13 protein-coding genes and 1 pseudogene are annotated in these 16,814 nt (G+C 70.2%); 6 read left to right on the top strand and 8 right to left on the bottom strand.

What is annotated here, in order from left to right; all coding sequences use genetic code 11:
• Positions 1-4: 4 nt before the first annotated feature.
• The 4 genes and pseudogenes from rsgA to ACXC9Q_RS20755 all read right to left on the bottom strand — a co-directional run bounded on the left by rsgA (position 5) and on the right by ACXC9Q_RS20755 (position 3,751).
• The gene (gene rsgA, locus ACXC9Q_RS20770; protein ID WP_457058258.1) at positions 5-1,015 is read right to left on the bottom strand and encodes a ribosome small subunit-dependent GTPase A; all 1,011 of its coding nucleotides are present in this window, start codon (positions 1,013-1,015) and stop codon (positions 5-7) included.
• Entirely contained in the window at positions 1,015-2,286 is a 1,272-nt protein-coding gene (gene aroA / locus ACXC9Q_RS20765) for a 3-phosphoshikimate 1-carboxyvinyltransferase (protein WP_457058257.1), read from the bottom strand. Before aroA ends, rsgA begins: the two co-directional genes overlap by 1 nt.
• 67 nt (positions 2,287-2,353) lie before the next feature.
• A complete protein-coding gene (locus ACXC9Q_RS20760) occupies positions 2,354-2,965 on the bottom strand; it encodes a DoxX family protein (protein WP_457058256.1) in 612 nt (203 codons plus the stop codon).
• Between the two features lie 60 nt (positions 2,966-3,025).
• A pseudogene (locus tag ACXC9Q_RS20755) lies at positions 3,026-3,751 on the bottom strand (DsbA family oxidoreductase).
• 97 nt (positions 3,752-3,848) lie between these two features.
• Here ACXC9Q_RS20755 and ACXC9Q_RS20750 point away from each other — a divergent pair.
• From ACXC9Q_RS20750 to ACXC9Q_RS20730, 5 genes are all read left to right on the top strand, one after another.
• The gene (locus ACXC9Q_RS20750; RefSeq protein WP_457058255.1) at positions 3,849-4,664 is read left to right on the top strand and encodes an aminoglycoside phosphotransferase family protein; all 816 of its coding nucleotides are present in this window, start codon (positions 3,849-3,851) and stop codon (positions 4,662-4,664) included.
• Between the two features lie 65 nt (positions 4,665-4,729).
• Positions 4,730-7,051, top strand: a complete 2,322-nt coding sequence (locus ACXC9Q_RS20745) for an ATP-binding protein (protein WP_457058253.1) — start codon at positions 4,730-4,732, stop codon at positions 7,049-7,051.
• A 95-nt stretch (positions 7,052-7,146) separates the two neighbouring features.
• The gene (locus tag ACXC9Q_RS20740; protein WP_457058252.1) at positions 7,147-7,626 is read left to right on the top strand and encodes a hypothetical protein; all 480 of its coding nucleotides are present in this window, start codon (positions 7,147-7,149) and stop codon (positions 7,624-7,626) included.
• 124 nt (positions 7,627-7,750) lie between these two features.
• The gene (locus ACXC9Q_RS20735; protein ID WP_457058251.1) at positions 7,751-8,419 is read left to right on the top strand and encodes a DUF4097 family beta strand repeat-containing protein; all 669 of its coding nucleotides are present in this window, start codon (positions 7,751-7,753) and stop codon (positions 8,417-8,419) included.
• A gap of 74 nt (positions 8,420-8,493) precedes the next feature.
• Positions 8,494-9,726 carry a serine hydrolase domain-containing protein gene (locus ACXC9Q_RS20730; RefSeq protein ID WP_457058250.1) on the top strand — a complete coding sequence of 411 codons (1,233 nt, stop codon included), beginning with the start codon at positions 8,494-8,496 and terminating at the stop codon, positions 9,724-9,726.
• Here ACXC9Q_RS20730 and ACXC9Q_RS20725 read toward each other — a convergent pair.
• The 4 genes from ACXC9Q_RS20725 to ACXC9Q_RS20710 all read right to left on the bottom strand — a co-directional run bounded on the left by ACXC9Q_RS20725 (position 9,712) and on the right by ACXC9Q_RS20710 (position 15,647).
• Positions 9,712-10,953, bottom strand: coding sequence for a M20/M25/M40 family metallo-hydrolase (locus ACXC9Q_RS20725; RefSeq protein ID WP_457058249.1), 1,242 nt, complete (start codon positions 10,951-10,953; stop codon positions 9,712-9,714). The two genes, ACXC9Q_RS20730 and ACXC9Q_RS20725, sit on opposite strands and share 15 nt — an antisense overlap.
• Before the next feature lie 23 nt (positions 10,954-10,976).
• On the bottom strand, positions 10,977-11,846 hold the full coding sequence (locus ACXC9Q_RS20720) for a phosphotransferase family protein (protein WP_457058248.1): 870 nt from the start codon (positions 11,844-11,846) through the stop codon (positions 10,977-10,979).
• Positions 11,846-13,135 carry an aspartate--tRNA(Asn) ligase gene (aspS, locus tag ACXC9Q_RS20715; RefSeq protein WP_457058247.1) on the bottom strand — a complete coding sequence of 430 codons (1,290 nt, stop codon included), beginning with the start codon at positions 13,133-13,135 and terminating at the stop codon, positions 11,846-11,848. Before aspS ends, ACXC9Q_RS20720 begins: the two co-directional genes overlap by 1 nt.
• 256 nt (positions 13,136-13,391) lie before the next feature.
• Positions 13,392-15,647 (bottom strand): sigma-70 family RNA polymerase sigma factor, encoded by a 2,256-nt coding sequence (locus tag ACXC9Q_RS20710; RefSeq protein ID WP_457058246.1) that lies wholly within the window; start codon positions 15,645-15,647, stop codon positions 13,392-13,394.
• 271 nt (positions 15,648-15,918) lie between these two features.
• Here ACXC9Q_RS20710 and ACXC9Q_RS20705 point away from each other — a divergent pair, with 271 nt between their 5' ends.
• Positions 15,919-16,734, top strand: coding sequence for a hypothetical protein (locus tag ACXC9Q_RS20705; protein WP_457058244.1), 816 nt, complete (start codon positions 15,919-15,921; stop codon positions 16,732-16,734).
• Positions 16,735-16,814 lie beyond the last annotated feature (80 nt).

The following is a 16,814-nucleotide window of genomic DNA, read 5'->3' as shown; positions in this document are numbered from 1 at the left end:
CGTCCTACTCCGGTACGGCGTCCTGGCGGGTGTCGCGGCCTTCGCGGCTGGCGAGGAGGCGGCGGAAGGAGGCGACGCGGTCGGCGTCGGCGCGGCCTTCGGCAACCGCCTCGTCCAGGGCGCAGTCGGGAGCGGTCTCGGTGTGGGTGCAACCGCGGGGGCAGGTCTCGGCGATCTCGGCCAGGTCAGGGAAGGCGTGGATCAACTGGTCGGGCTGGACGTGAGCCAGGCCGAAGGTGCGGATGCCGGGGGTGTCGATGAGCCACCCGCCGGCGGGCAGGCGCAGTACCAGGGTGTTGGTCGACGTATGACGCCCTCGGCCGGTCACCTCGTTGACCACGCCGATCGCGCGATCCGCGCCGGGGATCAATCCGTTCACCAGCGTTGACTTGCCGACACCGGAGTGGCCGACGAGGACGCTCGTACGGTCGTCGAGTTGCTCGCGCAGCCCGCTCAGGTCGCCACCTTGGTACGTCGCGACGGACTCGACCCCGAGCGGGCGGTAGATCGACAGCAGCGGATCCGGGTCGGCCAGGTCGGTCTTCGTCAGGCAGAGCAGCGGCCGCATCCCGGCGTCGTACGCCGCCACCAGGAAGCGGTCGATCAGTCCGGTCCGCGGCTCCGGGTTCGCGACCGCGACGACGATGACGAGCTGATCCGCGTTTGCGACCAGCGGTCGCTCGACCGGGTCGTCGTCATCGGCCGACCGGCGCAGCAGCGTCGTCCGCGGAAGAACCTCGACGATCCGGGCCAGCGTGCCCTCGTCGCCGGTCGCGTCGCCGTCGAGCTTGACCCGATCGCCGACGATCACACTCGTGCGGCCGAGCTGGCGCGCCTTCATCGCGGTGACCTCGTAGCCTCCGTGGGAGTCCTCGACCCAGCACGCGTAGCGCCCGCGGTCGCGGGTGAAGACGAAACCGATGGTGGCGTCGTCGTACGACGGGCGGTCCTTGGTCCGCGGCCGGGTCCGGCGCTTCGGACGGTCGTACCGGGCCTCCTCGTCGTACCGCGACATCAGCCCGCGAGCCCCGACCAGAGCTCGGGGAACTCCGGCAGCGTCTTCGCCGTGGTCCCGATGTTCTCGATCTCCAACCCGTCCACGAGCAGCCCGAGTACGGCGGCGGCGTGCGCCATCCGGTGGTCGTGGTAGGTCCCGAAAAGCCCACCACGCAAGGGCTTCGGCCGGATCTCCAGCCCGTCGGCCGTCTGCGTCACGTCCCCGCCGAGCGCGTTGAACTCGGTCTCGAGCGCCGCCAGCCGATCCGTCTCGTGATTGCGCAGATGCGCGATCCCCCGCAGGTATGACGGTCCGTCCGCAAACGCGGCCACCGCGAGGAGAACCGGCGAGAGCTCGCCGACCTCACTCAGGTCGAGGTCCACACCCTGCACACGACCGGTGCCACGGACCGTCAGGCCGTCGTCGGTGCGGGAGACCTCCGCGCCGAAGCGAGTGAAGATGTCGCGCAACTGGTCGCCGGGCTGCGTGGTCTGCGAAGGCCAGCCGGTCACGGTGACCTCGCCACCGGTGATCACGGCCGCGGCCAGGAACGGCGCGGCGTTGGACAGGTCCGGCTCGATCGCGGTGTCCAGCGCGCGAATGGGGCCGGGGGTAACGACCCAACGGTTCGGCTCGCCGTCGTCGACGGACACGCCGCGTTCGCGCAGCATCGCCACCGACATGTCCAGGTGCGGCTGGGACGGCACCGGCTTCCCGTCGTGCCGGAGGTCGACGCCCTCGTCGTACCGGGCTCCGGCCAGCAGCAGCGCGGACACGAACTGGCTCGAACCGGACGCGTCCAGGGTCACCTTCCCGCCGCGGACCGAGCCCGTGCCGGAGACCGTGTACGGCATCCGGCCGGTGCCGGCGTCGTCGATCTGTACGCCGAGGGTCCGCAGGGCGCCGAGGATGACACCCATCGGGCGCTCCCGGGCGTAGGGATCGCCGTCGAACGCGACCACACCGTCGGCCAGCGCGGCGACCGGTGGGACGAAGCGCATCACGGTGCCGGCCAGGCCGCAGTCGACGTTGGCCGGGCCCTTCAACGAACCCGGGGTCACGGTCACCGTCGTACCGCTCTCACTGATGCCGACGCCGAGGGAGACCAGCGCGGACCGCATCAGAGCGGTGTCGCGGGCGGCGAGCAGGCCGGTCAGGTGGGACGGGCCATCGGCGAGCGCGGCCAGGATGAGTGCGCGGTTACTGATCGACTTCGATCCGGGCACCGTGATCCGGCCGGTGACCGGTCCTCCCGCCCGCGGCGCCGCCAAGCCCTGCTCCGTGCTCATCCCACTCCTTCGGCTCGTCGTTTCCGACTCTGAGCCTAGGGCATGGGCGCTACTGGGCCCCTCCGTCTCAGCCGAGGTGGAGCTCGGCCTTCTTGAGTTTCGCGGCCTGCTTCGCCTCGCGGGCCAGCCGCTTCGCCTGGCGCTTGGCGGTCTCGGCGCTCCGCTTGGTCTCACGCTTCGCGGCCTTGGCGCCGCGCTTGGTCTCGCGCTTCGCGGCCTTGGCGCCGTGCGAGGCGCGCCAGGCGACACCCGGCTTGCCCTCGGTGTCGACCGCCGCGAGCAGCAATCCGCCGAGCAGGCTGAGGTTCTTCATGAACTGGATCCGCTGGGTGTTCCGGACCGTCTTGTCCTTCTCCAGCCAGAACGGGTGGCCCGCGATCGTCGTCGGCACCAGCGACGCCGCGAGAACACTCGCGGCCAGCCGCCGGCCCTTGCCGCTGGCCAGCGCGAGCCCGCCGACCACGTGGACCGCGCCGTTCAGCCGGACGAGGTTGACCGTGGTGTCGGGGATGCGGTCGCCGACCTGCGCCGGTGCCACCCGCTTCACCAGCGGCACCAGCCGGTCGGTCACCGGTTGCGCCTTCGGCACGAGCGGCTCGGGGTTGCGAATCGCGTTCGCGCCCTGCACGACGAAAATGACGGACAGCAGCGGCCTGGCCAGTGCGCGCACGACAGTCATGCCTCCTTCATACACCACGTCTTGTCAGACTTCCGGTACCCACGGCTCAACCGCTCAGGCTCAGATGGGGCAGCCGTCCGGGCCGCAGGTGGGGTCGTCGGTCGCGCCGGGGCCGGTGATGAGCGTGACCGGCTTGCGGTCCGCGTTCGCCCGGCGCAGCGCTTCCTGGAACACCTCGATCGGTTGGGCGCCGCTGACGCCGTACTTCTCGTCGATGACGAAGAACGGCACACCGTTCGCGCCGTACGCGAGGGCCTGTGCCTGATCCGCGGCGACCTCTTCGGCGTACGCCGTACTCGCGAGGACCTCGTGGACACGGTCGGACGGGAGGCCGGCCTCCGTCGCCAGCTCGGTCAGCGTGGCGTGATCGCCCACGGGGAGGCCGTCGGTGAAGTACGCCTTGAGGAGGCGCTCCTTGAGGCGGTCCTGAGTGTCGGCAGGCACCTGCCCGGCTTCGACGAGCTCGCGGGCCAGGTGCAGCAGGCGGTGGGCGTCGACGGTGTTGGCCGACTTCGCCTGCTCGAGGTTGTACTCGAGGCCCAGCTCGGCCGCGATCTCGGTCACGTGAGCGTTGGCCTGCCGACCCCACTCCCGGCCGCGATCTTACTTCTCACCCAGCCGGGTCGCCAGGTCCCGCTGGTCGTCGTTGGTGGACGACGGATCCAGCTGGAAGCTGTGCCAGACGATCGTCGCGGTGTCACCGCTGCCGGCCAGAGCCTCTTCGAGCCGACGCTTCCCGATGTAGCACCACGGGCAGACAACGTCGGACCACACATCAATGCGCATAGTTGTTGCCAACTCGGGTTGTTCCAGCACTATTCCGAACCCGATCCGGTTGTGACGCGTCTGACGCTCCGTGGACGACGAACTGATACGCGCCCTCTTGCAAGAGCAGCATCCGGATCTGGCAGAGCTGGAGCTGAAGGAGGTCGTGGGTGGCTGGGGCAATCAGATGTGGCGTCTCGGTTCGGACCTGGCGGTCCGGATGCCCCGGACCGAAGGGGCCCCGGAGCTGCTGCTCAAGGAGCACCGCCTGGTCCCTGATATCGCCGCCCGGGTTCCGCTGCCCGTCCAGACCCCTGTCCGCCTCGGCAAACCGTCGGATTGGTTCCCGCGGACCTGGTTGGTGACCACCTGGGTAGCCGGCGAACCAGCTGACCACGCACCGATCACAGACCCTGCGGCAGCGGACGTGCTGGCCGACTTCCTGCTGGCCCTGCACACCGAGGCCCCGGCCGACGCACCGGTCAGCGACCGAACCGGTCTGCCGCGGAGCCTAGGGTTCAGCGAGGTGCACGAATACATCGGCCGTGGTGAGGAGATGCGTGCGGTGTGGGCGGACGCGATCGCCGCACCGGCGTGGGACCGGCCGCCGGTCTGGCTGCACGGTGACCTGCACCCGGCGAACGTGGTCGTTGCCGACGGCACGCTTGCCGGTGTCATCGATTTCGGCGAGGTGTGCGCAGGCGATCCGGCGACCGACCTCGCGGCCGCCTGGATCCTGCTACCGGCCGGCGCCGCCGACCGGTTCTTCGAGCACTACCCGGCGGACGACGCCACGGTACGGCGAGCTCGCGGCTGGGCCGTGCAGCGGGCGCTGTTCCTGATCGCGATGGGGATCAACGGCGACAAGGGCCTGCCCGGCGGCAAGCCGCACTGGGGACCGATCGGGCTGGAGGCCCTCGAGCGCCTGCTCTGATCGCAGGCCCCGTTCGGCGGGCCATCTAGACTCGGCGCGCTGAAACCGGAGGAGGGCTGGCAAGGGTGCGCGATGAGTTGGCGGGGCAGTTGTCGCAACTGCGTGATCTGACCGGCCGGAGCCTGCGTGAGCTCGCCCGTGACATCAACGCCAGCAGCTCCTCGCTGTCGCGGTACTTCTCCGGCCAGGCCGTTCCACCCTGGCCGACCGTGGTGGCGCTCTGCAAGGCAGCCGGTCGCGACCCGAGGCCGCTGCGTGAGGTGTGGGAGGGGGCCAAGGACCGGCCGCAGGCGAGCCCGGCTGCGGCTCCGCCAGTACGCAATGATCTGCCGCACGACATCACTGCGTTCACCGGTCGCCGGGCAGAGCTGGACGCCCTCCTCGACGCCGCGCGGACCACGTCGGTGGTGGCGATCGACGGCATGGGCGGGGTGGGGAAGTCGGCGCTGGCCGTGCACGCCGCGCATCTACTGACCGCCGGCTTCCCCGATGGGCAGCTCTACCTGGACCTGCATGGGTTCACTCCGGGCCGGGAGCTGCTCGAGCCTGGAGAGGCGCTGCGCGTCCTGCTGTGCGCGCTCGGCCTGCCACCCGGCAGGATTCCCGACGGGCTCGCCGAGCGGGCCGCGCTGTGGCGGTCGGAGCTGGCGACGCGACGTGCGATCGTACTGCTGGACAACGCCGCCGATGCCGAGCACGTGCGTGACCTGCTGCCCGGCGCCGGCCAGACCTTCGTCGTGATCACCAGCCGCCGGCGGATGGTGGAGCTGGACGCCCAGCCCGTCTCGCTGGACGTCCTGCCAAGTGACGAGGCGGCACAGCTGTTCGTCGAGTCCGCGGGTGGCGTGCGGCCTGGCGACGTCGACGCGGTACTGCGCCGCTGCGGCAACCTGCCGCTGGCCATCCGGGTGGCCGCCGCCCGGCTCCGGCACCGACCGGCGTGGACGCTCGACACGTTGGTGGAACGGCTGCGCGATGGCGAACTGGTGGCCTCGGACGTGTTCGAGATGTCACTGCGGCAGCTCGACCCCGCGCAGCGGCGGATGTTCCGGCTGCTCGGGCTGGTGCCGGGCGAGGACATCGACGCGTACGGCGCAGCCGCGCTGGCCGGGATCCCACTGGCCAACGCCCGCGCTCTCCTGGAGGACCTGGTGGACGTCCATCTGGTCCAGGAGCCCGCAGCCGGCCGCTACCGGATGCATGACTTACTCCGGCAGGCCGCCCGCGCCGACGACCCCGCAGCTGATCCGGTGCCGGCGATCGCCCGCTTGGCCGACTACTACCTGAGCGGCCTACTGGCCGTGAAGAAGCTGATCCTGATCCTGATCCCACTCCCGGTCACCGTGTCACAGCCACCGTCGGCCCTTCCCGACCTGTCCGACCACGACAGCGCTGTCAGCTGGATGGACACCGAGTGGGGCAACCTCACGGCGACGTTTGCGCTCACTGTGCAGCTGCGCATCGACCTGGCGGCGGTGGGGCTCGGACAGCTCGCCACGATCGCCCATGCGCGACGCGGTGGTTCAGCGCAGCTGCGCGATGGTCTCGAGGTCACCCTGCCCGCCGCCGAAAGGCTCGGTGACGGCCGCGTGCTCGCCTCGCACCGCTACCTGCTGGGCGTCCTGCTGTTGCGCATGGGCCGGCTGGACGACGCGCTGCCGGAGCTCGAGGAGGCCGCCGTGCTGATGGCTGCGGAGGGGGACATCGTCGGCGAGGCCATGGCGCTCTTCCAACTGGGGGAGCTCCGAGAGCAAGTCGCCGACGCCGAAGGCGCCGTCGAGATCCTGGAGCGGGCAGCCGCTCTGCTACCACCGCACGAGGCCTCGGTGGGAGCCCGGGTACGCAGCAGTCTCAGTCATGCCCTGGTGAGCCTGGGGAAGTATGCCGCGGCCTGTGAGATCGCCACGGACGTGATCGAGACGACCCGAGAGTCGGACCGCCAGACGGTGCGGATGTGCCTGGACGTGCTCGGCCGAGCCGCGCTGGGCCTCGGGGATCTGCAAGCCGCGCTCGACTACGCCGAACAGGCCGTTGCCGTCAGCCAGGCGACCCATCACGCGATCTTCGAGGCGATCAGCCTCAACGACGTAGCCGTCGCACTACTCCACCTCGGTCGCCCGGAGGAGTCGGCAGCCACGCAGGCCGAGGCCATCGGAATTCTCGAACGGGCCGATGAGCCAGATCAGCTGGCGCGCGTCCACCTCCACTACGCCGAGGCGTGCTTGGACACTGGCGATCGGGACGCCGCGGCGCGGCACTTCCAGGCCGCAGTGGAACTCGCCACTGCTCACGGTTTCGGCTACCTGGTGCCGGCGGCGCGTTCGGGGCTGGCCCGCCTGTCCCGTCCCGTCCCGGGACACGTTCCCACCAGCTGTCCGCGAGGGTGACTGCGCAGGTCAGCCCGAGATCGGTGGGTCGTCCCGTGTCCCGGAGGGCTCGGCATGGGTTGTGTCGGACAGGCCGCGACACTGAGGCTTCGGTCATGCACACAACCCCTTCGCTGCTGACCGGACTGGATGCGCTGCCCGCCCGGTGGGAAGTGCACGGGACGGTCGCCGCGCCGGTCGAAGCGGTCGCCGGGCTGCTGCTCGCCGTCGCCGAGGGCCGGGTCGGCGATGACAACCTGCTGGTCCTGGCCAGGGCTTCGGCGGCACGCCAGGGCGCGATGACTGTCGTGGCCGGGTCCGGGGCGGCCGGCACCTACCGCGCAGAGCTGGCCGGACAGGTCGAGCCGGTGGAGATCCAGGTAGACGGTTCCAGACTCGCAGTACAGAGCTGGTACGCCGGCGTGCACGCCGTCAGCGGTTGTCCCGAAGGGACCCGGGTGACTCACCGCGTCCACCGCGTCCTCCCTGACCACCCCGGGTTCGCGCCCGGGATCGCCGACCTCGGTCTGCGTGCCCGGATGGCACGTGATCTGCAGCAGGTGCTGGGTCTGATCGCCGACCGCCTCGGCTGCTGACAACCGCTCTTCCATGGCGACGTGTCAGAGGACATGTCAGCACGGCGGCTGTCCGGTGTCAGGGCGGTCTTCGATCGTGGTTTCAGTCACCAAGTTCGTCACTAGCGAATCAGGAAGGTACGACATGCCGACTTTCAACACCCCAGAGCCGATTTCCGCAGTTCTGGACATCCCCGCAGGACGCATCCAGTTCGTCGCCGCCGACCGGGCCGACACCGCCGTCGAGATCCTGCCCGCGGATCCCTCGAAGGGCCGCGACGTGACGGTGGCGGAGGAGGCCAAGGTCGCGTACGGCGATGGCGTCCTGCGGATCGAGGTCCTGGCGAAGAACCAGTACTTCGGGCCGTCCGGAGCCGTCGCGGTCACAGTGCAGTTGCCGGCCGGCTCCGCGGTCGAGGTGAACGCGGCCAGTGCCGAACTGCGGGCCGCCGGACGGCTCGGCGACGTCGCCATCAAGAGCGACCACGGCTCGATCGATCTCGAGGACGTCGCGGGCGCCCGCGTCACCACTGCCGCCGGTGACGTCTCTGTCGGCCGCCTCAACGGGCCGGCGGAGATTCGCACCAGCAAGGGCGACATCCGGATCGCCGAGGCCGTGCGCGGCGCGGTCGTACTGCGCACCGACGCCGGCGAGATCGAGGTCGGCGCCGCTGCCGGAGTCTCGGCCACCCTGGATGCCGGCACCCTCAGCGGCCGGATCCAGAACGCGCTCAACAACACCGAAGGCGCCGCCGCCCCGCTCACCATCCGCGCGACCACCAGCGTCGGCGACATCGTCGCCCGCTCGCTCTGAGCAGCACCATCCGGTGGCCTACCTCACCGGCGCCTGACCACCATTCGCCCGTTCAATCGAAGGAGTGCAACACGATGTCCACCACTGCTACCGGCTTCTCCGCGGCAGGGTTGCGCAGGCTGCACGACGTACTGTCCCGGCACGTCGACTCCGGGAAGATTCCCGGGCTGGTCGCCCTGGTCAGCCGGGGCGACGGTGAGCCGCACGTCGAGACGATCGGGACGATGCGTCACGACGGTGGGCCGGCGATGCGCCGGGACACGATCTTCCGGATGGCCTCGACGTCCAAGCCGGTCTCGGTCTCGGCGGCGATGGTGCTGCTCGACGAGTGCCGGCTGCGACTGGACGACCCGGTGGAGCCCTGGCTGCCCGAGCTCGCCGACCGCCAGGTGCTGAAGCGCATCGACAGCCAACTGGACGACACCGTGCCCGCCCGGCGGCCGATCACCGTCCGGGACGTGCTCACGTCCACGTTCGGGCTCGGCATGGACATGACGGTCCTCGGCACGCCGATCATGGCCGCGGTCTTCGAGCAGGGCATCACGCCGAACCTGCCGGTGCCGATGCCCGAGCAGGACGAGTGGATGCGCCGCCTCGGCACGCTTCCGTTGATGTACCAGCCCGGAGAGCGCTGGCAGTACCAGATCAGCAGCGACCTGCTCGGCGTGCTCGTCTCCAGGGTCTCGGGACAGTCGTACGACGCGTTCCTCCGTGAACGCGTCTTCGGGCCGCTGGGCATGAAGGACACCGGCTTCTCCGTACCCGCCGACCAGATCGACCGGCTGCCTCCGCTGTACGCGCCCGATCCGCAGACCGGGGAGTTCCACGTGTGGGACGAGGCAGAGGGCGGCCGGCACAGCAGTCCGCCGGCGTTTCAGGGCGGTGGCGGTGGGCTGAACTCCACCGCCGACGACTACCACGCATACCTCCGGATGCTGCTGAATCACGGAACGCATCAGGGCGAGCGGATCCTGTCCCGACCGGCCGTGGAGCTGATGACCACCAACCGCCTGACGGCCGAGCAGCTGGCGGCCCGGGAGGCCTTGGCCCGCGACAACGTCCACATCTCGTTCGGCCAGGGACAGCACGGTGGCTGGGGCTTCGGGATGGCCGTGCGCACCTATCGCGGTGACTACGCGCCCATCGGGCAGTTCGGTTGGGACGGCGGAGCCGGTACGTCGACCTACGCCGACCCGAGCAACCAGCTCGTCGGAATCCTGCTCACCCAGGTCGGCACCTCCGCGCCGTACTCGGTACAGCTCATGCACGACTTCTGGACCACCGTCTACCAGTCAATGGACGACTGATGCACAGCGGCGGACGACGAGGAGGGCGTAAGCGCGGGCTGCTTGCAGAACCTCCGCGAGGATCACGTGTTCGTCCGCCGCATGGGCGTACCTGACGTCACCAGGTCCGTACTGCAGGGTCGGGATGCCTGCTGCCGCGTACTGACGGAGATCGGAGCCGTACGGCGCGCCTCTGACTTCTGGAGGCGGGCTGCCGGCGTCGGTCACCGCCTGGCGGGTGTCGGCGAGGAGGGGGTCGTCGTCCCGGAGGAGGCCGGACGCGAACTCGCCGCCGGGCCAGCTGACCTTGACCGGATGGTCGCGGAGCCAGTCGTCCTTCAGACACGTCTCCGCGATCGCCGTCTCGAAGGCGGCCCGGGCGTCCGCGAGCGGTTCACCGAGGCGTACGCCGTACCTGCCCTCCGCGACCAGGTGGTCGGGCACGGTGCTCGCCCAGTCTCCGGCCGCGATCGTGCCGACGGACAGGGGGTTGGCGAGGTCGAGGTGCGCAAGGAGCGGATGTGGGTCCCGGTTGCGCGCGGCCTCGAGGTCCTGCAGCGCGGTCTGGATCACGGTGAACTTCTCGATCGCGCTCACCCCGCGGCTGCGGGTCGACCCGTGTGTGGCCAGGCCCGGGACCTCCAGCCGGAAGGTCAACGAGCCGGCGTTGGCCGGGATCACGGATCCGGCGGTCGGCTCCGCGATCAGGCAGGCCTCGCCGCGATGACCGCGGCGCAGGGTTGCGAACGCGCCGACGCCGCCGTCTTCCTCGCCGATCACCGTATGGACCGCCAGTGGCCTCCGCAAAGTGATGCCGGCGGCAACAACCGCCGCCGTCGCGCCGAGGATCGCCGCGACGCCGCCCTTCATGTCGCAGGTGCCGCGACCCCACATCACGCCGTCCTCGATCCGCGCGTCGAAGGCGTCGCCCGGCACCACATCCACATGCCCGTTGAGGATCAGCCCCGGCGTCCCGTCCCCGCCGAGTACGCCGACACATCCCCACGCCTCGCCCCGCTCGACCTCCATGCCCGGGAATTCCGGATCGGCGGTCAACGTAGGCATGTCGATCGGCCATTTGTCGACAATCAGACCAAGCGCCGCCAACCGCTCCGCACACCACGCCTGTACGTCGCTCTCGGCCGGAGTCCCGTCGACACTCGGGATCCGCACCAGGTCACGCAGATCCTCGATCACCCGCGCGTCGTCGACCGCGGCCAGCACCCGCCGCTCCACCTCACTCAGCATGCGCACATCATGCACCGCGCGGGTCAGGCCTCGAGCAGTTCGAGCACCCGCTGTGCGCCCTGCTGGATCAGATCCTGCGAGAACTTCGAGCGTTCGTGAACGAATTCGGCGATCGTCACGTACGCCGACGCCGCGCACACCGCGACCGCCGCGCGTCCACCGGCCCGCAACGCCGCCTCCAGGAACAGTTCGTCGACTCCGGCCGGCGCACCGTCGCGTGCCGCCGACGTCGCCAGCGAGACCAGGTCATAGGCCCGTGACCCACCGCCTGCCGCCTCGATATCGATGATCCCGACGATCCGCCCATTGTCGACAATCAAGTTGCCGACATTGAGATCCCCGTGCACGAGATCGTCGTCGGGCAGTAGCTCGCCACGGTACGGCCGGCACAACTCGGTGTAGCGGTCGAGCAGGTCGGTGACCTCACCGCCGTACTCGTGCACCCGGCCCCACGCACCGTCCCAGTCGTCGAAGACGACGCCGCTCGACCACCCCGACCAGCTCACACCGTCTTCGGGGACGAGGTCCCGCTGCAGTTCACAGATCGCGATCAGCTCCTGGGCGAGCCGGGTGTCCAGCACCGACGCGTCGCGAAGCGGCTCGCCGGTGACGAACTCCTGCAGCTGGTACGGCGAGCCGGCCACGGTCTCGCCCATGGTCAGCCATGCCGGTGTCGGGTAGCCGACCGTGCGCGCCCGGCGGACCAGCTCGTGCGCCCGCCGGACCCGCGGCGCCCAGCCCGGATCGGCCGTCCACTTCAGGACGACCGCGGTTTCGCCGTCGGTGAGCTCGTACGCGCCGGACTGCAGCCCACCGGCCAGTTGCCGGACGAGCCGATAATCGGTGCCCAGGGCAACGTTCAGCTCGGCGACAACCGACTCGGTGGTCTCCATCAGGGGGTGAGGCGGTGCAGGTCGCGGGGGAACAGCGTGACCTCGCGGACGTTCTCCACCCCGGTCAACCGGGCCACGAAGCGCTCGAGCCCGATCGCGAACCCGCCGTGCGGCGGCATCCCGTGCTTGAACGCCTGCAGGTACGAGCGGTACGCCGGCGACTCCGCCGACTCACCCTGCGCCTCCAGCGCCGCGACGTAGTCGCTGTACCGGTGCAGCCGTTGCCCGCCGGTGACCAGCTCCATCCCGCGGAACAGCAGGTCGAATGAGTTCGACCAGCGCGGGTCCGACGGCTGCGGATGCGTGTAGAACGGCCGCTTCACCATCGGATAGCCCTCGACCGCCACGAAGTCGCTGCCGTGTTCCCGCAGCGCCCACTCACCCAGGGCCCGCTCGTCGGCCGGCGCGAGGTCCGGTTCGTCCGGGTCCGCACCGGCGATCTTCAGCGCCTCGCTGAAGTGCACGATCGGTACGTCGACCGGGATCTCGGGCAACTCCGCGCCGAGCCGCTCCAGCGCCCCGCCGGCCCGCTCGCCGACCGCGGCCAGCATCCCGGCGACGGTCGACCGCAGGACGGCGAGCACGTCGCGATGGTCCTGGATGAACCCGAACTCCGCGTCCAGTGAGACGTACTCGGCCAGGTGCCGGACCGTGTCGTGCGGCTCGGCCCGGAACACCGGCCCGACCTCGAAGACCCGCTCGAACACCCCGACCATCGTCTGTTTGTAGAACTGCGGCGACTGCGCCAGGTACGCCGGGCCGCCGAAGTAGTCCAGTGCGAAGACGTTGGCACCGGACTCCGTCGCCGTACCGACGATCTTGGGCGTCTGGATCTCGGTGAAGCCCTGACCGTCCAGAGCCGACCGGAACCCGTGCAAGGCCGCCGCGGCGATCTCCCACCCGGCCCGCACGACCGGGTGCCGCAAGGCGACCGGCGCGTTGTCCAGTACGACGGGCAGCCCGGCGCCCACCGTCGGTCGCCAGAGCTCGATCGGCGGCGTCGCAGCCGGCTCGGTCAGCGGCTCGATCACCGGGTCGACGATCTCGGCGCCGCCCGGCGCCTGTGGGTTGGCGGCGACCGTGCCGGTCACCTGGACCACGGTCTCCTCACCGAGTTCGTCCAGCTGTGCTTGGGTTTCCGGCGCCTTCACGACGATCTGGCTCAGACCGGATCGGTCGCGCAGGATCAGGAAACTGACGGCGGCGAGCCGTCGTCTTCGGTGCACCCAGCCGGCCACCGTGACGGTCTGGCCTACTGCTGAGGGGATCTCATGGCTGAGAATGCGCATCGCTGTTTTCACCTCCAGGTCGTTTCTCGTACCCCGGAGGTGTGGGCGAAGGGGATCTCGCGGTGCCACCACACCTTCACCGGATCGACGACCCGGCCTCTTGCCTTGCAGTCGCTCGGGAGTGTCTTCGCCACCGCTCCACGTATCGCCTTCACAGCTACCGGCGACTCTCTCGGACGTGGCGTACGGCGCTACTCGGTTCCGTCAGCGCGAACACCACCAGCGTAGCGACCCAGGTCACCGACCACCAACTGGGTTACCGCCGCGACGATGACGGCGGGATCTGCACGGTGTCGGTGTCCTCGCGGCCGCCGACCCGGGCGTGCACGGTGAGCAGGTTGTTCGTGCCGGTGCCCGGCAACCACGCGGTCCACTCGGAGTTGAACGGCTTGCGGTAGTTGTCGGTCCAGCAGGTGGCGCGGTGGATGTCGCTCGACCGCGAGCAGGTCCAGCCCGGCTCCTGGGAGTTCAGGAACGCCAGGTTGCGGCCCCACGAGATGTCCAGCGTCACACGCTGGTTGCCGACCCCGTTGACCTTCAGGAACCGGTTGTAGACGAACGGGTTCGGGTCGGTCTGCGGCGTCGGCGTGACGATCTGCAGCAGCGACTCGTCCGCCTGGATCCCCGGCAGCACCTCGGAATCGGTGTCGCTCACCAGGCCCGCCGTCGCGGCCACGGTGAACGTCCGCGCCGCCGCGGACCCGTCCTGGGGTACGTCGAAGTCCGCCGGGAGCGGAGCCGGTCGCGCCGGGGTGAGCGCCGTACACGTCTTGGTCGTGGCCGAGCACTTCCAGCCGGCCGGGTTCGCTGCGATCGGCCACTCCAGCGATGAGCCGTAGCTGAGCTTCAGCGTCACACTGCTCCGGTCTGTGCCGGAGGCAACGGTCAGGATCCGGTGGTGGACGTCGGGGTCGGCCTTGCCGTCGAGGATCTTCAGCAGGTTCTCGTCGGTCCGCGGGGGAGTGGGCGCCTGCAGCGTCGCCGAGTCGTCGTCGTACAACCGGCCGGTCTTGGCCGAGACGGTGAAGGTGCGATCGACTGCCGATCCTCGGGCCGGGGCGGTGAACGTCACCGGCATCGACGCGGGGGTGGCCCGGTTGAGCGCCGTACAGGTGCCTGCCGCCTTGTTGCAGGTCCAGCCGGCCGGGTTGCCGGCGAGCGGCCAGTCCAGGGCACCGCCGCGCTTGAGGCCGATCATCACCGGATCGGTGTTGTTCGCCGGGGCTTTGATCGTGATGACGAACCGCACGCCGGCCTGGGCCTGCGTGCCGCCGGCCCGGTCAGCGGGACCGCCGCCTCCGCTCGGCATGCTGATCGTCAGCAGGCCCTCATCCAGGATCGGTGTCGTCGGCAACGGTGGGGTCGGACTCGTCGTCGCGGTCGGGGACGTCGGCGCGGGGGTCGGCGTCGTCGCGGGCTGGGTCGGCTGGGTTGTCGGCGCGGTGGTGGGCGCTGTGGTCGGTGCGGTGGTCGGCTGCGTCGACGTCGGCTTGACCGTCGGTGGCTTGACCGGGGGCACGGTCGGCGGATTCCCCGGCGGCTGGATCGGTTGCTGTGCCGGCGGCTTGCTGATCGCGGCCGGTGGAGTGTCGTTGCCGGTCAGCGCCATCGCCGCGAGTACGGCGGCAACCGCGACGACCACGACCGCACCGGCGCCGACCGCCGTACGGGTGCTGTTCTCCGTGGCCTTCTTCCAGCCGGTGACGACGAAGCCGACCAGGCCGACCTTCGCGCCGGAGGCGGCGGCCAGGTAGCCGAGACCCGCGGTGCCCAGCAGGGCCGGGGCGAGCAGCGCCGGTAGCGCGCTGTTGACCTCGACCAGCTCGAGGTAGACCGCGGCGCACTTCGCGCAGCCGTCCAGATGCTCGCGGACGTTGCGGTTCTCCCGCTTGGTCAGGCCGCCCCGGACATACGCGCCGAGTCGCTCGGTCGTCCAGCGGCAGCGATCCCCGGCGACGTCGGCCAGGTGCTGCTGCAGGTAGGCCTGCCGCAGACCCTCGCGAGCGCGGTAGGCGAGCGCGGACACGCCGTTCGCGGTCAGGCCGAGCAGGGGAGCGATCGCGGCCGGCTTCTCGCCCTCGACCTCGGTGTGCCAGAGGACGGCCTGCCACCGCTCGGGCAGGCTCGCGAAGGCCTTGGCCGCCGCACCGCTCTCGAACCCGGTCACGGTCGGGTCGTCGAAGGTCTCCGGCTCCCGCTCGTACGCCGCGATGTCGTCGGTGGCCGTCACCTTCCGGCCGGACCGGATCCGGTCGACGTGCACCCGCCGTACCGTCGTCAGCAGGTACGCGCGGAAGGAGATGTCCGGGCCGCCGCCGGAGCGCAGCGCTTCCAGCACCTTGGCGAACGCGTCACTGGCCAGGTCGTCGGCGTCGTTGGCCGGGACCAGCTGGCGCGCCATCCGCTCGGCCGCGTGGTGGTGGCGGCCGAAGAGCTCGCCGTACGCCTCGAGATCGCCGGTGCGGACGCGCGCGATCAGTTCGGCGTCGCTCGGTCCTTCCGGCGTCTCCATCCAGCTCCCCGTGGGTGTGTCACGACTGTCCGTACGGCGATGTAACGGTCCGTCACATAGTTGCCGGGAACAAGGTTCCCACGTGAGACGGATCCGTGCACGTTTCCTGACGCGGAATCGTGCACCTTTCCTGACGAGAGCACCAGCCCGGAAGTTACGCGAAAAAAGTTCTGCGAATCCGCGTCATGATCTCCGCCGCCGCCTGTCTCACCTCCGAACGACGCTTCCGGCCGCCCGGTCGGGAGACTGACGGGATTTCTTGAGGAGGGCCATGTCGCTGTTCGCGGACATCCGCAAGCGGTTCGACCTGCGCCCGCACAAGTCCCTGAACCTGGCGGGGTCGCCCGCCCGGAACCGGCCGGAGGCGTCGTCCCCAACCGAACAACCGTGGGGTTGGAGGGAGCCACACGGCACAGACAGCACCGACCACAGCGCTTTTCTCGCGATCGCCGAGGCACTGCGGGACGGGGCCGATGTCGTGCCTGCATCGGACGAGGTCGGGCGCCAACTGGCGACCGGCGGAGTCTCGCTGGTGGAGGCACTTGATGGGCTGAGTGCGTTGTACCGCTCGATCGCCGGGGGCGAGCCGGCTTTCGACGCGGTACGCGCACTCAGTTCCAGCTGGGCCGAGGCCTCCCTCGTCTATCTGCACTCGCTGTCCTGCGAGGACCCGCTGACCGGGCTGTCCAGCCTGGCGCACCTGCGGTCCCGGCTCGGCGAGCTCTATCGAGAGGCTGAACTCCGTGGCACTTCCGTATCGCGATCCCACGCACTGGTGGTTGTCGAGCCGCTCAATCCCCCGGGGACGTCGCCGTTCGATCGCGAGCTCCGGCTGGTCGACGTGGCGGAGTGCCTGCGGATCGTCTTCTGCGGCGGTGACGTACTGGGCCGCGTCGGCTCACACCGCGCGGCGGCGCTCGTCGGCCGCGAGCCGAACCTGCCGGAGCAGGTCGCGACGGCTCGAGCCCTGATCACCCAGTGGCGGCTGGACACCGACGTACCCCAGCTCGCCCGGGTCTGGATCGAAGGACTGCCGAACACCGACGCCATGGCGGGGAGGGTTCTCGACGAACTCGCCAGACCTTAGGACCTGCGTCCGGACGCCAACAGGGGGGTGCCCGGACGCAAAGGCCGGCGGCGGATCGCCCGACACGGGGTGGGCGATCC

This window comes from Kribbella sp. CWNU-51, from assembly GCF_054073265.1.
This window is presented reverse-complemented; position numbering and strand designations above follow the sequence as displayed.

Bases quoted from the DNA above. Each gene is read 5' to 3' on its own strand.
- ACXC9Q_RS20710 (WP_457058246.1), bottom strand. From the start codon at position 15,647: ATGGAGACGCCGGAAGGACCGAGCGACGCCGAACTGATCGCGCGCGTC.
- ACXC9Q_RS20740 (WP_457058252.1), top strand. From the start codon at position 7,147: ATGCACACAACCCCTTCGCTGCTGACCGGACTGGATGCGCTGCCCGCC.
- ACXC9Q_RS20705 (WP_457058244.1), top strand. From the start codon at position 15,919: ATGTCGCTGTTCGCGGACATCCGCAAGCGGTTCGACCTGCGCCCGCAC.
- ACXC9Q_RS20720 (WP_457058248.1), bottom strand. From the start codon at position 11,846: ATGGAGACCACCGAGTCGGTTGTCGCCGAGCTGAACGTTGCCCTGGGC.
- aspS (WP_457058247.1), bottom strand. From the start codon at position 13,135: ATGCGCATTCTCAGCCATGAGATCCCCTCAGCAGTAGGCCAGACCGTC.
- ACXC9Q_RS20735 (WP_457058251.1), top strand. From the start codon at position 7,751: ATGCCGACTTTCAACACCCCAGAGCCGATTTCCGCAGTTCTGGACATC.
- rsgA (WP_457058258.1), bottom strand. From the start codon at position 1,015: ATGTCGCGGTACGACGAGGAGGCCCGGTACGACCGTCCGAAGCGCCGG.
- ACXC9Q_RS20730 (WP_457058250.1), top strand. From the start codon at position 8,494: ATGTCCACCACTGCTACCGGCTTCTCCGCGGCAGGGTTGCGCAGGCTG.
- ACXC9Q_RS20760 (WP_457058256.1), bottom strand. From the start codon at position 2,965: ATGACTGTCGTGCGCGCACTGGCCAGGCCGCTGCTGTCCGTCATTTTC.
- aroA (WP_457058257.1), bottom strand. From the start codon at position 2,286: ATGAGCACGGAGCAGGGCTTGGCGGCGCCGCGGGCGGGAGGACCGGTC.
- ACXC9Q_RS20725 (WP_457058249.1), bottom strand. From the start codon at position 10,953: ATGCTGAGTGAGGTGGAGCGGCGGGTGCTGGCCGCGGTCGACGACGCG.